Raw genomic sequence first — 17471 nt, 5'->3', positions numbered from 1 at the left:
CACCTCTCCAGCCGCCACAATGTGAAGGAACTGGCGAGAGGATCGCACGGTGAGCGGGTACTGGATCTTCTACGACGGCGGTGGCATCGGCGCTGACATCGTCAACACGCCCAGCGAGGCGATCGACGTGATCGTGCGCAGGGCCCGCCGCCTCAACATCAACGGCCAGTTCGTGTTCACCTACTGGATCGGCCCGGTCACGGACGGCTGGACCGAGAGCCACCTGTCCCGCGGCACCGCGACGATGCGCATCGACGTCGACTACGACCGCGAACGTGCTGCGATGACCTGGCTGCCAGACGGCACACACGTGGCCGAGGTGGACCCGCCCACCGACGGCCCGCTCCTCACCCACGACCCTCTCGTTGAAGACGGCAGCGGCGACATCGAAGTCGACTCCTCCCTCGCCACCACGACGGTCGGGGCCGCGATCTACGCCCTCGCCCAGCACGTCGACACCGGAACGAAACCGACCGGTGTGACCTGGGCCTAAAGTCCTGCCCACGCGCCCTGACCATCCCTTGCAACGGACGTTGTCCGAAGCCTGGGTTGGCAGAGACGTGCACATCATGCTCGATCATGCAACCAGCTGTCGCGCGCCGGCCCCGGTCCTGCGGCTCGCCCTTTCACCGCGCAGCAGCATCGCGGCACGGACACCACCTCCGGACGCAGGCGAGGCAGCTACGCTACGGCGGTCGCAGCGATGGAGATGCCCCGTCCTCCGGCCAGCGTCACCACGGCCGCTGAGCGCGCCGGGGCAGCGGTCGGGAAGTGTTCGGCCCAGACAGTATTGATGGTGGCGAGGTTGTCCAGGGTCGTGTAGAAGATCGTGGCCTGCACGACGTGGGCGAGATCGGCACCGGCAGCAGTGAGGACCGCGTTGAGGTTGGACAGGGCCTGGCGGACCTCGGCCTCGAACCCGCCGTCAGGCAGGCCCCGGTGGTCCGCGAATGTGCCGAGGAACTGCGGCTGCGGGCCGCAGCCGTGCCACGCAGAGCGCCGGCCGCCGCTCGGTCGGTGATGGGTTCCATCCGCGCGTCATAGACAGGCACGTGGCGGTCCGAGTCGAGGGTGGCGCGGAAGCCATCTGAGTCGGTGCCAAGCGCGACGGCAAAGATTGCGACGTGGTCCTCACATTCGGCGGGCTGTTCATCTCAGCCACCGTCGTCCGACGCTTGCCTCTCTCGCCGCCGTACCGCCCGCGTCCCACGCGCCCGGCTTGCCGGGTGCGCCTACACGTCGATCAGGCAGCTCTCGCCGAACCCCAGGATCCGTGGACAGCGACTGTCCTGGTTTGCCGCGGTTGGGGGTGATGGGTGGCCTGCCTCGGTGGCACAGGGGGCACAGGGCGCGTCGGGTGGTGGGGTGGATGAGGGCGCCTGCGGGGTGGTCGTGGACGCAGGCCGGCGCGGTGCGTCGTCGCTGCTCGAAAGCCGCGGTGTCCTCTGCGGCGGCGTGGTCGGGCTGGTGGTGCAGGGCGGCGTGGTGGTGGCGCAGGTCCGCGTCGGTGATGGCGTGTAGGTAGCCGGTGAGGGACCGGGTGATGTGGTTGTCGGCCTGGATCTTGGCGATGATCGCCGCGGCCTGGTGCTCGTCGGCTCCGGTGGCGGCGGTGACGCGGCGCAGGTCGGCGGCGCGGATCGCGCCTGATGGTGATGAGATTGATGGTAGTTCTTCTGATGGTGGAGTTCCGACGTCGGCACTACCGACCCCGCCCCGGCCGGTGAGTGTGTGACTACCGTGGTCGCGGGATGCGACTACGGCCGGAACCACCGTGGTCCGCCCAGGCGGCACCACCGTGGTTCCCCCGACGGCACCCACCACCCCCGATGCGGTCGACCCACCGCCGGCGGGAACCGGTTCCGGGGTGGTGGCCGGCGGTTGTGGGATGGCCAGGCGGTACACGGTCGGCCTGCGGTGCACCCGCTGGACCACCACCAGCCAGCCCGCCCCTTCCAGGTCGTCGAGGATCTTCTTGACGTTGCTGCGCCGGCGGATCCCCGCCCCGGCCTGCAACCGGTCATACGTCAGCCACGCCAGATCCGCCCACGCCGACTTATCGCCCCGACCATCCCGGGCGTGACGGGCATACGTCTCGGCCACCGCCTTGTGATCGGCCGTAAGCGTCTCGCACTCCCACACCGCGTCGCGGAACCGGTCCCGAAACCACCGAGCCCCGCTCACCACACCCACCCCACACACCCAGTGGTACGCGGGACCGCGCACCCATCGCGCGCCCCGTTGTCGGGCAGGGCCACCTCGCGCCGGCGACCGGCGACATCGTCTACAGACTTCACGACGCTGATCAACGCTCGACTTCGCCGAAACGTCAAGCACCCCACGATGACCGCCGCTGAGATGGGCGAACACAGGTATGGAATGGACGGGCCGGCCCGGACGACGAGAGGGACGCCTGGCCTCGTGTGAAGGCCAAGACGCAGGCGGGTAACTGCCGGAATGGTCGGGTGCCCGGCGGGCAGAAACGAGCCAACGGCGGCACCACGCGGGCAGGTGGTGCGCGTGGTCCTTGCCGAGCTTAGGAGGTCTGTCCGCTGCTGAACGTCGGGACACGGCCCGAAGGTCAGCTCGTGCAGGCAGTGTCCAAGCACGCTGACAACGTCGAGACCAACAAGCGGATCATCGTGGACATCGTCACCGCTGGACCGGCCTTCGATGCCCGGCCGAAGCGATCGGCCGATCGTTGTCGCGCCCACCGCCTGACCACGCGTCGCTCTGATCGCGACGCGCTGAGCACGCCACCGCAGTGCCGGGAGTCCCTCGTCGACGCCTCCGCCACCGGCGTTTCCGGATCCGATCGGGGCTTTATGTTGCGGTCGGCGTGCTCTCACAGCCGGGCGCGCGCTCTGGCAGAGCCACACGCCGCAACGCTGTGACCTGCGGTGTTAGAGCTTGGCAGAGGTGTGGCAGAGGTGTGGCAGAGGCTGGCGGAGCCTGACGGTGTGCGTCAGCTCTGCCAAATCCGGATTGGATATTGCAGGTCCCGTTCACCGGGCGGGCCGGCGGGCCGGATTCAGGCATCGGCCCCCAGCCGGCAGGCATGTCAGAGCTGGATGTGCCCCGACTCCGATATGGCGACCGCTTCATCAAGTCGCGGCTAGAGAGGATGCTCCACAACGAGGGAAAGAGCCGCCGCTTCCCACGGCTGGGGATCGGCTGCGGCCGGATCAAGCCACCCAGGCGCCCGAAACGCCGGACGCCGCGGCGAGATGGGGCGCGCGACTGGGTGGCCACGGCGCGAGGCGCTCCGCCTGCCTGCGCTGGTCAGCGCGCGGAGCTGGTCAGCCACATGCCGAGTCGGATGGGCCGGACGGTAGGGCCACAGAACCCGCACACTTCGACGGAGCGCGGCGCCAAGATACACCTGGCAGTCGAGGTCGAGGCGATACGGCCAGGGTGCCGGCCGGCGGGGGCGCGGTTGCTCGCGCCGTGAGGCGGCGGCCGGACTGGGACTAACCGGCCGCGAAGCAGCAGATGCCAGGTTCGGCGGGTGGTGGTGTTCGGTGGGTGCGGCCAGGGATGCCTCGGCGGCGGGACGTCCCGACCGGCCCGAAGGCGGGTGGGGTGTCGTCTGCCGGATCGCAAGCGTTGGGCCCTGGCTGGACCTACCGGGGGGTGACGCGAAGTGCTCGATGTATATTCATGACAATAGCTCGAACCCAAGGGAACGCAAGTCCCCGACCAGCAGGAACACTGCCCGCAACCTCTGGAGCGGGTCCTGCGGGCCCGTCGTTGACCTGTTCGTTGACCCCAGCGTTCACCCTGGCGTCGCGCTGCCGAACCCGGCACGCCAGGCCCACGCCGACCACCCCATACACGCAGGTCAAGCGCCTGACCGAGCAGCCACGACACACCCGGCAGCCCAGACACCCTCCAAGGGAGGGACCCTTCCGCATGGAGATCTGCACACCATCCCCTACACAACCCCCGACCCCACTACGCAACCGCCGCTCGACACGCCCCCAGTTCGAACTACACGAGCCCCACCACACGAAGCCGACCTGTTCACCGGGCACACCTTCGAGGTAGTCAGGCGCAAGCTCCTCACGGCAGCCAAAGGGGTACGGGACCCACTCGCGGTCGGGAAGGTCCTGGACGACGCCTGGTTGGACGCGGGACACCGACTTCGCCTCAACTGGGGTGGAACACCTGCATGGGTGTTCGTCGTTCGTAGGTCAGCCGCTGAACGTCAAGGGCAGAATCTTCAGGTCGTCGGGCCACACGAACCGTAAGGCGCGGAGCCGCTCGGGGGTGGTGACGATGGTCGCGTCATGGTGCAGGGCCAGGGCGACGACATGTCCGAGGACGTCGTGGCGGCGGCCGGTGCGATCTGCCAACCACGCGGTCGCCTGGGCGGCCGGGCCCGCGAGGGCGGAGTCGACCGGCTCATATCGGTACACCGTGACCCGGTCGGGGGCGACCATCACCAGGTGCGTGAACGGCCGGCGCAGATGACGCAGAACGTGCTGGGACACCAACAGCTGCCAGCCCCGGGTCGTCGCGGTGCGGCACAAAAACATCTCACGGTCATCCAACAGCGCGGCGACGACGGGAGCGTCGAGAACCAGCAGGGTCACGAGGCGTCCGGCAGCGGGTAGGCGGCCAGAGCCTCTGCGTCCTCGATGAGCGCCGCGTTCGCTTCGGCGTTCATCTGTTCCTCAGTGTCACCAGTCATCGGTTGCAGGTCCCGCAAGGTGCGCAAATAGTCTGCGAGTTCGGGCAGCCGGCCACGACGGGCGTGATGGCGGTGCAGGCCCTCCGCGCGCAGGAAAAGCTCCTGGTCGTGAGGGTCGGGGTGACGGGCGGCGAGGTTGTCCATGACGACTCTGGCCTCCTCCTCCATCGCGGCCATCGCCACCGGGTCCGCGATCGGTTCAGGGTCCTCGCGCATCACCGACAGCAGTAGCCCGTCTTCGCGCAGCAGCCACGCGATCCTGCCGTCTTCTGCGGCGCCCAGCGCGCGGCCGACGGCGAACTGGTCGGTTGGGTCGAACCGACCGGTGTAGTGCACGACGATCGACCCGCCGGGCTGGCCAGGCTTGTCGAGGATCGACTGCCACCGTCGCGGCCGGGCCTCCAGCGGGTGCGCCACAATCAACAGCGTGATGCCGTCGCGGCGGGTCAGCCTGGCGGGGTGGCCTTCCTCGGCGGCACCGAGTGCGCGGCCAACGTCCATAACGCTGTCGAGGTCATAGCGGTACGGCACGGTGAGCGGGAAGTCGACCCGACGGCCGCCGGTGCCAGTGGACTGGTGGGCGAGGGTCATGACGCGCTCCACTGGGTGTCGGTCTGCTGAGCGACTACGGTGATGGTGGCCGTCGAGGAGCCCCGGGCGTAGCCGGTCGTCGCGCGCAGCCACACCGCCCGCACCGTCGCCGGCGACCAGGCGGGCGCGCCCTGGGCCGTTGCCACGCCGTCGGCGTTGAGGCCGGCGGCGATCGTGCGCCACCCGGTCAACGGCAGTTCCGGATCTGTACCGCGCTCGGCGACGATCCGGTCGACCACAGCCGGCGGCACCTTCGACTTCGGCCCCGGGGTGAGCCCAGCCGTCCTGGAGCGGCGCAGACCCTCGAGCCGAGCAGCGGACATCTCGGTTTCCACACCCAACAGCATAACCGTTGTTAAATCATTCGGCGCGAGTTGTCAGGTGAAGGGGCCTCACCCGCTCCGGACAAGCGCCGCGACGGGCAGGGCCTGGAAGTTTTGCACCAGAAACCGCTTGTTCCGCCGGATACAAGTCGTGGAACTCGGCACCGATCCGGCGGATTCCTGTGCCGGTCAGCGGGACGCCTGCAGATCGAGGACCCGGGATCGTCGATCGCGTGTCGAAGTCCACGGCGCAAGGCGTCGCGGCCTCGTACTCATCCGTCGCGCTCACAGGCGTCGATATCCGTCATGCATTAACGGCTGGCCTTTGAAGGCTGGCTCGATATCGCATCGCTCTGCCGAGAATTGCGCAATCAGGGCTGGCGCGTCAACGAGGCTGAGGTGCGGAGCGCACTGGACTTCCTCTCGTACTCCAGGATCGGCGTGGTCGAAATTTCCGAGGAGGGTCAGTTCCGAACGACCTTGACTTTGGACACCATCACACGTCGTGTTTGCGCAGCCGGAGACCAGTGGCGCGCGCGTACCCCGACGCGCTCATCCTGATCGGCACAGGATGAGCGAACGCATGATGCGAGACCCCGCCAGGCCCGGCAAGTCTGAGGGCCTGATCCTGCTGTTCGACGGGGCGTGCTCAGCCCTGAATAGGTCGCAGCGATCCGGTCGAACCCCGGCGAGCTGCGGGGCTTCACGTTTCTGCCGCTGGCGGCGGCGGTCGGCAAGCTGTCGGACCGCCTCGCGTGGCGGATCGCCGCCGGCGTCGAGGCACGGGCAGCCGGGCAGCCGGCCTACCTGCGTGGCGGCCGCCCAAGCAGAAAGCGAAGGCGGCCGTCACGCGAGTTCGAGCACGACTTCGTCCTCGGCTTCCTCACCGCCGGGACCATGCTCGCGGATGATGTCGACGATCTCGTCGAACAGTGTCGGCCCCTCACCGCGCCGGGCGCGGGCGATGCGGGCCCGGACGCTGTCGCGGTTGCTCGGGTGGCAGGTGCGCAAGATCCCCTCCAGGCGCTCCATCGTCGCTTCGTGCCCGAGGGCCGCCCGGGAGGTGTCGGAGTTCAGCCACCGCAGGATGAAGCCGCCGTCGGGGGTCCCGAAGCCGCCACGGAGGATATCGCTGAACGCGTCGAGGTTCCCGCTCCACTCGTAGTGGCACAGTAGGCGGGAGAACTCGGCGGCGAAGCCGGCGAGTTCTCCGAAGTTCGCCCCGTCCACGACCAGCACCACACGACCGTCCTCGTTCATGGTCACGAACCGCAGCATACGACCATGCGCGTGCCCCGATGGCCTGGACGAGGCCAAAACCCGGTCGGGGTTCCGGCGTCGGAGAAGTCAGTCACGGATGTAGTAGTGCCCGTTCGTATCGTCGTAGCCGCCGCCGGCCCGGCAGCAGCGGCCGAAACCGCCGCCCTGAGCCGCACGGGCACGGGTCCTTGCCGCCGAGCTTCTCGATCAGCTCTTTGCCGTTGCCGACCACGCGGTTGCCGCGTTTGACCCGCGTCTCGCTAGAGGGAACCCCCTGCGGCGCTTACTGGTCGGCTCAAAGGACGCCTCGGCGTCGTAGTCGCGGTACATGATGACCTCCCAGGTCGAACGGGGTGATGGCCGGTGAACCGTAGACCAGCACCGGCTGTCCCAGCCACCGCATATCCCGGCGGCAGGGCTGCTAGGTTGCGGCGTGCGCATCCCCTGGCAGCACTGCGAGGACACCTTCGGCCAGATCCTGCACCGCCGAGGACTCCACGCCGACACCATCACCGACGTCACCGCGGCGTGGGACGCCTACTGCGAGTTCCTCCACGTCGACATCGACGGCACCGACCCAGACCCAGACGCCGACGCGGACGGGTTCATCGTGCAGTAGGGCCGGTGGAGCTGGAACGACCACCAACCCTCCCTGACCCTCACCCGCCAACTCGCCCTCACCGACGACGACGAACCCTTCCTGTGGCAGATCCACCTCCAGCTCGCCTTCCCAGACACCCCCGCCCTCACCGACCTCCACACCACAGGCACTGACACCGGGTTCTCCTTCACCCCGCCCGGACCCGACCGCGCGGCCGAACTCGCCGCGATCGGCACCCACATCCAGACCGTCGCACCATTACGGGAGCTCTGGAACGCGGCACCGACCGCCAGCATGATGGCGGTGGAGTGCTAAGCGCGACGAGTAGGCGTGCGCGCTGCCGTGGGCAGCAACGCTGTCGCGCAACTGACTAAATGCGTTCCGTGTGCAAAGAGGCAGAGTGGAGCATCATTGCGGCTACAAGACGACCGCTGCTCGGGTGTTCTTCCAAGATTTCCCGGCTCAACCTGGCAGGGCCAAAAAGCGCTTCCCAAGGCCCTCCTAAAGATCCAGTCAGAGACCATGTCTAGCAAGGCCAACGCCTTGGCTGATTGCCCTCGGCGAGCAGACACACTCATCGGGTGGGATGGGAGCTGAGTCTCGTGCGGCGAGCCAGTGCTGTACTGATTTTGCTGTTGCTCTCCGGGTGGATTGTCAACCTGGCAGCGGCCAAACCTCCGACCTGGCTGGATCTGCCCTGGTGGCAGTTGATGTTGATTGCCGCGGCGCTAGCAGGTGCGGGTGAGTTTGTTGGATGGCGTCGGCGGGCGGCCGGCCCGGATGGCGGACCTGTCCTGTCGACGGTGGATGAGGACCTGTTCCGGCGGGCATCAAGAGATCTGGCCGCAACAGTCCGCCAGCAGTGGACCGAGGAAGCCGCCAACCGTGATCTCCTGCGACCCGTTCCGCTACGGGTGACCTGGTCGGCGACGACATGGCCGATCGCAGCTCCTGACTCAGCCGTTCTCGCCGACAACGTCGGCCCAACACGGACCAGGTCGATTTCCTCCGGTGATCTCGACGACGTTGTTGCAGAATTCCGGGATCTGCCTCGTCAACTAGTTGTCTTGGGCAGTCCCGGGTCCGGGAAGACCGTGTTCGCCGTCACCTTCACGCTCGCGCTACTGAGAAGCTGGCAGGACGGAGATCCGATCCCTGTGCCCATCTCGGTGGCATCCTGGGATCCGGGCACAGAACACCTTCTCACCATGATCACGCGTCAGCTCCTCTCGGCGTACCCGGCCCTGAACAACGTATCCGTGTACGGCCCGCACGCCGCGCGACAACTCGTCACGACGGGCCAGGTGCTGGCGGTATTGGACGGACTCGACGAGATGGCTTCTGATGTACATGCTTTAGCGTTAGAGGCGATCGACCGGGCGCTGGCCAACGGCGGATCGTTGCTGCTGACTTGCAGGACCACGGAGTACATACGGGCGGTGGCGGCGAACGCCGGCCCTCTGTCGGCTGCCGCAGTGATCGAGTTGGAACGCGTTGATACAGCAGACGTGGTGGACTTCCTCCAACGGGCGGGCCTGGCCCCTCAGGAACGCTGGCGGCCGGTGATCGACCACCTTCACGGCGACGCATCCAGCGTACTGGCGACGGCCTTGTCGACTCCACTGATGGTGTGGCTCCTCCGCCGCGTCTACGCTGCCCCCATCACAAACCCGGCTGAACTTCTTGAGGCGCGGTTCGACCACATTGAAGCCGTCGAACGCCACCTCCTCGACGCACTGATCCCCGCCCTGTATGCCGACCAACCCCCACATCCTCTGGACGCACGCCGTCACCGGCGATATCGGCCAGAGCGGGCGCTGGCGCACCTGAGGTTTCTCGCAGGACACCTCGACGGGCTGAATACCACAGATCTGGCGTGGTGGGAGCTGCACAAAGCGCTGAGGGGTCCCAGTTCCATAGTCACAGCGGTCGCGTGCGCCCTGGTCGCCTTCGGAGTGTGGGTCGTAGCCGGTTTCCCATACGCGCTGGCGGTCACAACCATGTGCGCACTCGTGGCCAGACTCCTCGCAGGCCTTCCCGGCAGAGTTCGCTTCAGCCTGGGGATCGGCCTCAGTATGGGTCTGGCCATCGGTGCCTCATTCGGCATGTGGATCGGGTTCACCACGGAGCCGGACGCGGGACAAGATCCACTCGCCTACGGGTTGGGTGCTGGGCTCGTGCTCGGCGTCATCGTCGGCCTCGCCGCCAGCATCACAGTCGGGTACACACTTGCCGCCCAAATCACGCCAACCCAGTTCAATCCAGACGGCCGACGTCGCATTCGCTCACTGAGCGCGAATCTCAGCATCTCCATGTTCGGGGGTCTCTCAGGCGGGGTCATCGGCGGTCTGGCGGCCGCCCCTGAGGCAACTACGGCGAACCTCATCGGCATTGTGTTGATGATCCTCCTGATACCAGCTCTCATCGTCTGGCTCCTTGTCCCCTGGAAGGCCGGGCCCTCGATGTCACGGCGCTTCGGGCTCGCGGTCGGCACCGTCACCGGACTCATTGCGGGCATCGTCTCCGGCACCGCATCCGGGATCACGATCGGACTCATGACCGGAATCACGTTCGGATCCGTCATCGGCCTGGCCCAGTGGTGGAGGGCACCGGTAGACGTTCTGCGAGCCTCCAGCCCTCGCTCTATCTTTCGGCAGGACGCATCAGCCGCCATCGCTCACCTGGTTCTCATCGGAGTCGCCTTCGGTCCGTTGATCGGATACTTCTACGGTCAAGGTTACGGATCAGAAGCGGGCGTGATATCCGGCTTCGTCAGTTGGTTCGTGTTCGGGCTCCTGTTCGGACTCGCCCCGCACTCGGTCACCGGATATTGGGTTACGGTCGGCTGGCTCGCAGTTCGGGGACGCATTCCATGGCGACTGATGCAGTTCGTCGACGACGCACACCGACGAGGTGTATTCAGACAGGTCGGCGGTGTGTACCAGTTCCGCCACGCTCTGCTTCAGGAACGACTGACCGACCCCGAAAGACAACGCCGTCCCAAATCCTTCGACCGTGGTCTTGAGACCATGGCATGTGGACCGACCCGCGTGCCGGCCCCACCACGCGGAAGCCGGAGATCACGGTGATCCAATGCCAAACTACCCTGCATTCAACGCTTTCTCGGTTCGAACTCAACTGCGCTGACCCCGCAACGCTCGGCCGGCCGCGCGACCCGGTGAACTCTGCCTCGGGACCCCGACCCCGACCACCCGCTCCACCCCTCACCGGACACGAGTACAGCGTGGTCACGGTCGCATTTCGCCCCGATGGCCACCTCCTCACGACTGGAAGCCAGGACTGCACCGTCCGACTGTGGCTCGCCGGCCACGAACCCAACGCCAGCACCACTCACTAGTGGCCCCGGTCAGTGGCGATCCGGTCGTCGGTGCTCCTACCAAATTCGCACCGCATATCGTGGGTTGCTTTGTCGCCCGCCCAACCCTCGACGTCCCACACCCACACCGAACAAGGCCAAACGATCGGAGCCCTACATCCGCTGGCGCAACCGCGAAGCCCTGCCGAAACTAGGCTTCGCGATCAACTCCAAATTCCGCAGCTCGGACTACCAGGCCAACCTGGGCTGAGCCGCCCGTTGAGAGGCTGTGCGGACGGACTCGTCCGGGTCGTCGGCGGCCATCGCACGGATCCTGTCCAGTGCCGAGGCGCGGACCCTGTAATCGAGGTCGAGGTCGCCCATCGGTCCGGTGGCCCAGCTCAGTACCGATGCCGCGTGGCGACGGATGAGGGCGTGCGGTGAGTCGAGCCCGGCGACCGCGCCGGGTAGGTCGACGGCGTCGAGGGTGCACTCCCCGCGGCCGGGCGCCAGCTCTTCGGTGAGCAGCGGTGCCAGATCGGCGCGGTCGAGAGCGGCACTGAGTAGGCCGTAGTCCAGCGGCAGGTGCGCGATGGCATGGTCCCGGAACGACCGGTACGGTCCGGCAATTCCACTGGCCACCGTATTCGCCGGAAGATCTGTGCGGTCGAGGAGCATGTGGCCCGTGCCGAGGCGAGCCAGCGCGATCGCCACCCAGTTTCGGTTGGCCTCGTCATCGTCGCAGCGCAGGTGCGCGCGGAGTGCGGTGAGCACATCGGGCGTGGGCAGGTGCAGATCCGCGAGCAGCTTGGCGGCCTTCCAGCGGGTGCCGGCGTGAGCCAGGCCGTCGATCACGGCCGGCACGGCGTCCGCGCCCAGTCGAAGGAGGAGCTGGGTTGCCCGTTCGGAGCTCAGCGGGCCTGGTTCCTGCGCGGGCCCGGGGATCAGCCCGACAGCCGCCGCCAGGCGGGTCGCTCGCGCGGCGGCCGGCAGTTGCAGGAGTTCGGCTTCGGCTGCTTCGGCTTCGGCGTAGTACGGGAAGTGCTCGGCCAGTTCGGCGTCGGTGACGGAGCGCCGCAGCAGGCGCCCCTCCTCATCGGCGAGGTAGCACACCACCGAAGAGGCCAGCAGGCCGTCGTCGACAAGTGCCTTCTTCACCCGCGCGATGGCGTCGAGCATCGCCTGCTCGTAGCGTCCGTGGGATTCCTGCCAGCGGGCCCGGGGTAGTCCATCGACGGCTTCGATCAGGCGCCGGGCCCAATCGCTCACGGGCGCGGTGGCGGCCCACTCATCGGCGACGTGTACCCAGTCGGGTGGGCTGAACCGGCTGTCGTGATCAGACACGCTCTCCTCGGTGGCCAGTGCCAGGAGCGGAAGGTAGATGACCCCGGCGGTTTCGGCGTAGAACTCCGACAGAGCGAGGGCGTACGGCGTCTGGCCGGCCGCTTCGGTCAGCAGATCCCGAGCGGCGCCGATGATCCGTTCGGTCACCGCATCTTCGAAGCCGCCCCAGTCGAAAGCCGTCATGATCGACACCGTACCCCGCCTCAGCCGCCCCTCCTGAGCACGTCCTGCATGTCGCAGCCGAGATGCCCGTACAACATTTGGCAGAACGGTCCCCACGAGACGTGGCTATCGAACATGGATAGCCGCAGAAATTGCCAGGACAACCTTTCGGGCAGAGCCGCTAGCTCATGCTTGGGATCGCCGGTTACGTGGTAGGTCTTGAACAGGTCTGAGAAGAATGCCTGGAGTAGCTTGCGTGCCGCAGGCTCGTCGGTCAGGTCGGCGGCGCCGAAACGGAAGACATCGTAGCGGGCGAGTTTGAGTTCGCGGTCGCCGCGCATTGTCTTGGCGTAGATCGTCGGCTCGGCTCTACCGCTTTCTGCGTCATGGTTGCGACCGTCGACCTCGAGCACGATCCGGTGTCCGCCGGGCAGGAGCATGAGGAAGTCCATGCGGAGGTTCCGCATCGTTTTGGCACCGCGTGCCTTGGCTGTGTAGGGGTCCCAGTGCAGCCATACCTCGGGCAGCAGGGCCGGCAGCGCGTGCGCCCGCTCTCCGTGGATCTTGTAGTAGAGGTTAAACAGCATTCGCTGCGGCGGCGATGTCTCGGGGAGGCTCAAGTGCATCAGGTGCGTCGTCTGCCACAGCTCGGCGCGCACGAACTGGTAGGCGACCGGTTGCGGGCTGAAGAGTCCGGGGCACAGGCTAACGGCTCGGTCGTCGTCACTGGCGACGGGTCCGGCGGTGCCCGTGTGGGCACGGTCCCCGGGGGTGGGCGTGGCGTGCCAGACTGGGCCCGATGAGCGAACTCGACGGGGTCTGGATCGGGGCCGTCCTCGGCTGTGTGGTCGTGGGGTTCGACCGGGACAGCGTCGTACTGCTCCTGGACGTCCTGCCCGCCGGCCCGCACGGCGTGATCTACGGCTCGGACCTGTCCTGGGGACGCGACCAGTCGGCTCAGGACGTGACCGGCGGGCGCCAGTCGGCGAGCTGCACGGCGCCGGCCTCGGTGATCCGGTCCGGGATGGCGGCCAGCAGTAGGTCGCGCAGCCGGCGGGCGAGCGGGCCGCGGGCCTGGACCAGGGAGCCGAGCCGGTCGGCCTGGGCCCGCACGGCGGCGGTGCGGGGCCGGCGTAACGCGTCGTAGCGGGTCAGGGCGGCTGGCACGTCGGCGCCGTCGGTGACCAGGGCGGCGAGGGTGACGGCGTCCTCAAGGGCCTGGCAGGCACCCTGGCCGAGGTTGGGGGTCATGGCGTGCGCGGCGTCGCCGAGCAGCGCGGTGCGGCCGTGGGCCATGGTCGGCACGGAGGCCAGCTGGGCGATCGGGTGGATGAGCAGCCGCGCCGGGTCGGTGGCGGCCAGGAGCTGCGGCACTGGCCGGTGCCAGTCGCCGAGCAGCAGCCGGAGCTGGCCGAGCTGCTCGGCGGGGCTGCCGGCGATGAGGCCGGCGGGGGCGGTGGCATACCAGTAGACGCCGGCCCGGCCGAGCGGCGCCGAGCCGAACCGGAGTCCGTCGCCGAGGGTCTCGGCGAACGGTACCTCGGTATCGACCACCGCGGCCGGCACCAGGGCCCGCCAGGCGACCTGGCCGACGTCGGTGATCAGCACCCGCGGTGCCAGTGCGGCGCGCACCACGCTGGCGATCCCGTCGGCGGCGACCACCAGCTCGCCTTCCGGCGGGCTGTCCACGGTGACGCCGGTATGGACGGTGACCCGCGGGCCGAGCGCGTCGGCAAGCATCCGGTGCAGTGCCGGGCGGGGCACGGCGACCATCCGGTCGCCGAGCCGCGCGGCGAGCCGTTCGGGGTCCATTCGGCCGAGCCAGCTGCCCGACGGGGTACGGAACCCGGCGGTCGTCACCGGGCTGGCGAATCCGGCGAGTTGGCCGCCGAGGCCGAGCGCGCGTACGGCGCGGACCCCGTTGGCGGCCAGCAGCAGGCCGGCGCCGACGGCGGAGACCTCGGGCCGGCGCTCGAAGAGGTCGACGTGCCAGCCGTGCCGGCCGAGTGCGCCGGCCACGGCCAGTCCGCCGATCCCGGCGCCGATGACGATCGCGTTCCGCTTACCCACGACTGGCTCCCCTTCAGATGGTCAGGACGAGATCCGGAGATCACCCGGGAAGGACTGCTCGATCAGTGTGGTGTCGGTGAAGTAGTCCCGGCAGTTCCCGGAGGTGTTGGTCGTGCCGCCGGACAGGACGCCCTTCGCCGCGACGCCGCCGCTGCCGCCGCTGCGGATCGTGTAGATCGGTGCGCCGGAGTCGCCGTGCTGGGTGCATTTGCCGTACCGGTAGCCCTCGGTCACGCCCCGGGCGATCTGGTTGCCGTACCGGGTGGTGACGTTGGTGGCGGTGACCTTGAAGCCGCACATCTCGCCGGTCATGTGGCCGCCCACGCAGTACGGGTCGGCGCGCCCGGACCGCTTAGTCCACCGGGCCGTGACACCGCGCCAGGAGCTGGAGTCCGGCCCGCCGGCGTAGATCTTGGCTGAGGAGGTCTGGCCGTCCTCCAGCCTGATCAGCGAGGCGTCGCCGGCGTAGTAGTTCTGGCCGTACACCTTGACCGTGCCGACACTGTTGCCCCAGTTGTCGGCCGTGACCGTGCCGAGGGTGTGCCCGGTGTTGTAGGCCTTACCGTTCATGGCCGTGCAGTGGCCCGCGCTGAGCAGGTAGGAGGCACCCCGGTCGACCCAGGCGAAGGCGGTGGTGCAGCCGGCCACGCCGGTGTAGAAGGAGGCTCCGCCCCAGTACGGCGAGCTGTCGTTGCCCCGGGTCGCCTTGCCGTCGAGTGCCGGCATGCCCGGGATCAGGTACAGGGCGACCCGGTCGGCGCCGTACCGGCTGGCCAGCGCCTCGCGGAGCTCCTGGGTGACGGCGGCCGTCTTGACCAGTACCCGATTGTGTTCGGCGTCGATGTGGGCGGCCCGCAGGTCCGCCGTGCCGGGCAGGGTGAGGATCTCGTCCTGGACGGCGCTGAGCTGGGCGAGGCTGTACCTCACCCGCGGCACGGTCGGCCGGATCGTGACCGACGGTCCGGCGGTCAGCGGGGCGAGCCGGAGCGGCTCGGCGGTGGCCTTGTCCGACTCCTGCGCGGGGGTGTCCTCGCCGCCGGTCAGGGTGTCGGTGCTGGCGGTGACGTTGAGCTCGGCCTGGGCGGTGCTGACGGCGGTGGCGCTGGCCGTCTGGGTGACCGGTGCCATCAGCAGGTCGTCGGACAGGTAGGGCATCGCCAGCTCGGCGGGGTTGGCCATCGCGCGGTCGACGGCCGCGTCGTAGGCCTCCCGCAGGCCCGGCAGCCACAGGGGATCCTGCTCCGGGTCGGCGGTGAGGACGGCGACTGCGGTGTTGGTCGCGGGCTGGTCGGTGGTGATGGCGCCGGCCTGGGCGGGCAGCGCCATGGTCACGCTCCCCGCCACCACGGCTAGGGCGAGGACAACGGAACGTCTCATCTTGTACTCCAGGGAAGAGGTCACCGCAGTGCGGCGAGGTCGACGGCTGCGGCGATGGTCCGGTAGCCGAGCGGGTTGGGGTGCAGGTGGTCGCCCATGTGGTAGCCGTCGGGGATCGTGCCGGTGCCGTTCGGGTCGATGGCCCGTTCGAAGTCGGCGACCGAGTCGTACTCGCCGGAGGTGCGGATCCAGGTGTTGAGGTCCTTGCGGAGCTGGTCGCGGCGGAGGGTGTCCGGGTCGGCCCGGCCGCCGGGCCAGGTGAACGGCATCAGGGTCGCGCCGATGATCCGCACGCAGCGGGCGTGCGCGGCGGCGATCAGTGCCCGGTGCCCGTCGATCAGGCGCTGGAGGGTGACCGGGGTGTCCGGACGGGTGCCGCCGCACAGGCTGTCGTCGTCGCGGAGGATGTCGTTCATGCCGTGCGAGACGATCACGGTGCCGACCTGGGGCTGGCTGAGCACGTCGCGGTCGAAGCGGGCTACGGCGCTGTCGCCGAAGCAGGCCGAGCCGGACAGCAGCTTGTTGGAGCTGATCGCCGCGTTGAGGACCGGGCGGTGCTGGCCGGCGGCGATCAGCCGCTCCGACAGCGCGTCGGGGTAGCGGTTGTCGGCGTTGGGGGTGGCGCCGAAGCCGTCGGTGGTGGATTCGCCGTAGGTGACGACGGCGTCGCGGGTGGGTCGGCCGGTGACCTCGACGCCTTCGATGTAGTACCAGGAGCCGAAGCCTGGCGGCACGGTGTCGGTGAACGCCGCCGGGTCGGTGTCGCGGCTGTGGTCACCGGCGGCCCGGTAGGTGTTGGCCATCGAGATCATGTGGTAGGTGGCCGGGCCGGTCGGCCGGTCGAAGTAGAGCGTCACGGTGACCTGACCCCGGTCGGCCACCGGCAGCGGCACCGGGTCGCTGACCGCCGCGGCGTGCGCCGGGATCACGGTCGAGGCCGCGCGGCCGAACCGGACCGTCCGGATCGTGTCGGGCAGCACGGCCGCGCCGGTGTCCGTCCGGCCGATGGTCGCCCCGGTCACCCGGAGCGGGCTCGCGCCGTAGATATTGGACAGTCGGATCCGCAGCACGCTGCCGCCGGTGCTGAGCCGGACCACCTGCCGGAGCGACTGATGGTCGAAGCCGCCCTCGGCCCAGGTCGGCAGGAACGGCGAACCGGACGGGCGCATCATCGCCGCCGTCCAGGCCCCGCTCCACCGGTGGCCGGCCGCCGCCGGGGCGGCGGGCAGAATCGCGCTCACGGTCGCCAGCAGCGCGACCAGGGTCGGCTTCCGCATCAGGCGGCCCACCCGAGCAGCAGGGCGGCGGCGACCGGGGCCAGGTACAGCACCGGGAACGCGACGGTCTTGTACGAGCGGGCCCGCAGCACCGCGATCACGGCGCCGAGGAAGTACAGGATCAGGCCGATGGCCGCGGCGACCCCGAGCGGCGGGATCGCCAGCCCGACGAGCATGCCGAGCGAGCCGGCGCCCTTGGCCGCGGCGAGCCAGCCCCACCAGGCGCGCGGCACGCCGTACTCGATGAGGGGTTGAGTCACGAAGTCGGCCTTGCGGGCCAGGGAGAACGCGGAGAAGCCGACCCACAGGGCGGCGAGGACGGTGACCACGGTGTACGCGGTGGACATGGGACGTGCTCCTTGACTGGTGGTGCGTGACGCGGTCAACTCTCGCGACCACGGCCCCTCGTGAACAAGATCGAACTGTGGGAGCATCGTGAACTCGGACTTCACGATCA

General features: G+C 68.7%; 18 protein-coding genes. 5 read left to right on the top strand and 13 right to left on the bottom strand.

Annotation, left to right across the window (positions count from 1 at the left end):
- Positions 1 to 49: 49 nt before the first annotated feature.
- The gene (locus IW245_RS00770) at positions 50 to 493 is read left to right on the top strand and encodes a hypothetical protein (protein WP_197001261.1); all 444 of its coding nucleotides are present in this window, start codon (positions 50 to 52) and stop codon (positions 491 to 493) included.
- Positions 494 to 681: 188 nt separating this feature from the next.
- On the opposite strand, the gene IW245_RS00765 is transcribed toward IW245_RS00770, so the two are convergent.
- Both IW245_RS00765 and IW245_RS00760 read right to left on the bottom strand, forming a co-directional pair.
- Complete coding sequence (locus tag IW245_RS00765) at positions 682 to 933, bottom strand: RidA family protein (RefSeq protein WP_197008258.1); 252 nt, start codon at positions 931 to 933, stop codon at positions 682 to 684.
- Between the two features lie 216 nt (positions 934 to 1149).
- A complete protein-coding gene (locus tag IW245_RS00760) occupies positions 1150 to 2184 on the bottom strand; it encodes a hypothetical protein (protein WP_197001260.1) in 1035 nt (344 codons plus the stop codon).
- Between the two features lie 404 nt (positions 2185 to 2588).
- Here IW245_RS00760 and IW245_RS00755 point away from each other — a divergent pair, with 404 nt between their 5' ends.
- Positions 2589 to 2894: a hypothetical protein gene (locus IW245_RS00755; protein ID WP_197001259.1), complete on the top strand. Its 306-nt coding sequence runs from the start codon at positions 2589 to 2591 to the stop codon at positions 2892 to 2894.
- Positions 2895 to 4193: 1299 nt separating this feature from the next.
- Here IW245_RS00755 and IW245_RS00750 read toward each other — a convergent pair.
- From IW245_RS00750 to IW245_RS42560, 5 genes are all read right to left on the bottom strand, one after another.
- Positions 4194 to 4595, bottom strand: a complete 402-nt coding sequence (locus tag IW245_RS00750) for a hypothetical protein (RefSeq protein ID WP_197001258.1) — start codon at positions 4593 to 4595, stop codon at positions 4194 to 4196.
- Complete coding sequence (locus IW245_RS00745; RefSeq protein ID WP_197001257.1) at positions 4592 to 5284, bottom strand: hypothetical protein; 693 nt, start codon at positions 5282 to 5284, stop codon at positions 4592 to 4594. Before IW245_RS00745 ends, IW245_RS00750 begins: the two co-directional genes overlap by 4 nt.
- Entirely contained in the window at positions 5281 to 5619 is a 339-nt protein-coding gene (locus IW245_RS00740; RefSeq protein ID WP_197001256.1) for a serine integrase family protein, read from the bottom strand. Before IW245_RS00740 ends, IW245_RS00745 begins: the two co-directional genes overlap by 4 nt.
- An 834-nt stretch (positions 5620 to 6453) precedes the next feature.
- On the bottom strand, positions 6454 to 6867 hold the full coding sequence (locus IW245_RS00735) for a barstar family protein (protein ID WP_231399130.1): 414 nt from the start codon (positions 6865 to 6867) through the stop codon (positions 6454 to 6456).
- Positions 6868 to 6958: 91 nt separating this feature from the next.
- Positions 6959 to 7099 carry an SEC-C metal-binding domain-containing protein gene (locus tag IW245_RS42560; RefSeq protein WP_197001254.1) on the bottom strand — a complete coding sequence of 47 codons (141 nt, stop codon included), beginning with the start codon at positions 7097 to 7099 and terminating at the stop codon, positions 6959 to 6961.
- Between the two features lie 201 nt (positions 7100 to 7300).
- On the opposite strand from IW245_RS42560, the gene IW245_RS00725 reads away from it, so the two are divergent.
- The 3 genes from IW245_RS00725 to IW245_RS42555 all read left to right on the top strand — a co-directional run bounded on the left by IW245_RS00725 (position 7301) and on the right by IW245_RS42555 (position 10826).
- A complete protein-coding gene (locus IW245_RS00725; RefSeq protein ID WP_197001253.1) occupies positions 7301 to 7486 on the top strand; it encodes a hypothetical protein in 186 nt (61 codons plus the stop codon).
- Between the two features lie 563 nt (positions 7487 to 8049).
- On the top strand, positions 8050 to 10557 hold the full coding sequence (locus IW245_RS00720; RefSeq protein ID WP_197001252.1) for an NACHT domain-containing protein: 2508 nt from the start codon (positions 8050 to 8052) through the stop codon (positions 10555 to 10557).
- A complete protein-coding gene (locus IW245_RS42555; protein WP_372445065.1) occupies positions 10503 to 10826 on the top strand; it encodes a hypothetical protein in 324 nt (107 codons plus the stop codon). Before IW245_RS00720 ends, IW245_RS42555 begins: the two co-directional genes overlap by 55 nt.
- Positions 10827 to 11033: 207 nt before the next feature.
- Here the strand turns inward: IW245_RS42555 and IW245_RS00710 are convergent, their stop codons facing one another.
- The 6 genes from IW245_RS00710 to IW245_RS00685 all read right to left on the bottom strand — a co-directional run bounded on the left by IW245_RS00710 (position 11034) and on the right by IW245_RS00685 (position 17361).
- On the bottom strand, positions 11034 to 12311 hold the full coding sequence (locus IW245_RS00710; RefSeq protein ID WP_197001250.1) for a DUF4303 domain-containing protein: 1278 nt from the start codon (positions 12309 to 12311) through the stop codon (positions 11034 to 11036).
- A 20-nt stretch (positions 12312 to 12331) separates the two neighbouring features.
- Positions 12332 to 12949: a hypothetical protein gene (locus tag IW245_RS00705; RefSeq protein ID WP_197001249.1), complete on the bottom strand. Its 618-nt coding sequence runs from the start codon at positions 12947 to 12949 to the stop codon at positions 12332 to 12334.
- A 298-nt stretch (positions 12950 to 13247) separates the two neighbouring features.
- Positions 13248 to 14360: an FAD-dependent monooxygenase gene (locus IW245_RS00700; protein WP_197001248.1), complete on the bottom strand. Its 1113-nt coding sequence runs from the start codon at positions 14358 to 14360 to the stop codon at positions 13248 to 13250.
- A 21-nt stretch (positions 14361 to 14381) separates the two neighbouring features.
- Complete coding sequence (locus IW245_RS00695; protein ID WP_197001247.1) at positions 14382 to 15737, bottom strand: S1 family peptidase; 1356 nt, start codon at positions 15735 to 15737, stop codon at positions 14382 to 14384.
- A 20-nt stretch (positions 15738 to 15757) separates the two neighbouring features.
- The gene (locus IW245_RS00690; protein WP_197001246.1) at positions 15758 to 17014 is read right to left on the bottom strand and encodes a GDSL-type esterase/lipase family protein; all 1257 of its coding nucleotides are present in this window, start codon (positions 17012 to 17014) and stop codon (positions 15758 to 15760) included.
- Positions 17014 to 17361, bottom strand: coding sequence for a DoxX family protein (locus IW245_RS00685; protein WP_197001245.1), 348 nt, complete (start codon positions 17359 to 17361; stop codon positions 17014 to 17016). Before IW245_RS00685 ends, IW245_RS00690 begins: the two co-directional genes overlap by 1 nt.
- Between the last annotated feature and the right edge of the window lie 110 nt (positions 17362 to 17471).

It is taken from the genome of Longispora fulva (genome assembly GCF_015751905.1).
Taxonomy (GTDB): domain Bacteria; phylum Actinomycetota; class Actinomycetes; order Mycobacteriales; family Micromonosporaceae; genus Longispora; species Longispora fulva.
The sequence above is the reverse complement of the archived record's forward strand: the minus strand, read 5'-3'. Positions and strand labels throughout refer to the sequence as shown.

Bases quoted from the DNA above. Each gene is read 5' to 3' on its own strand.
- IW245_RS00685 (WP_197001245.1), bottom strand. From the start codon at position 17,361: ATGTCCACCGCGTACACCGTGGTCACCGTCCTCGCCGCCCTGTGGGTC.
- IW245_RS00745 (WP_197001257.1), bottom strand. From the start codon at position 5,284: ATGACCCTCGCCCACCAGTCCACTGGCACCGGCGGCCGTCGGGTCGAC.
- IW245_RS00690 (WP_197001246.1), bottom strand. From the start codon at position 17,014: ATGCGGAAGCCGACCCTGGTCGCGCTGCTGGCGACCGTGAGCGCGATT.
- IW245_RS00710 (WP_197001250.1), bottom strand. From the start codon at position 12,311: ATGACGGCTTTCGACTGGGGCGGCTTCGAAGATGCGGTGACCGAACGG.
- IW245_RS42555 (WP_372445065.1), top strand. From the start codon at position 10,503: ATGTGGACCGACCCGCGTGCCGGCCCCACCACGCGGAAGCCGGAGATC.
- IW245_RS00695 (WP_197001247.1), bottom strand. From the start codon at position 15,737: ATGAGACGTTCCGTTGTCCTCGCCCTAGCCGTGGTGGCGGGGAGCGTG.
- IW245_RS00735 (WP_231399130.1), bottom strand. From the start codon at position 6,867: ATGAACGAGGACGGTCGTGTGGTGCTGGTCGTGGACGGGGCGAACTTC.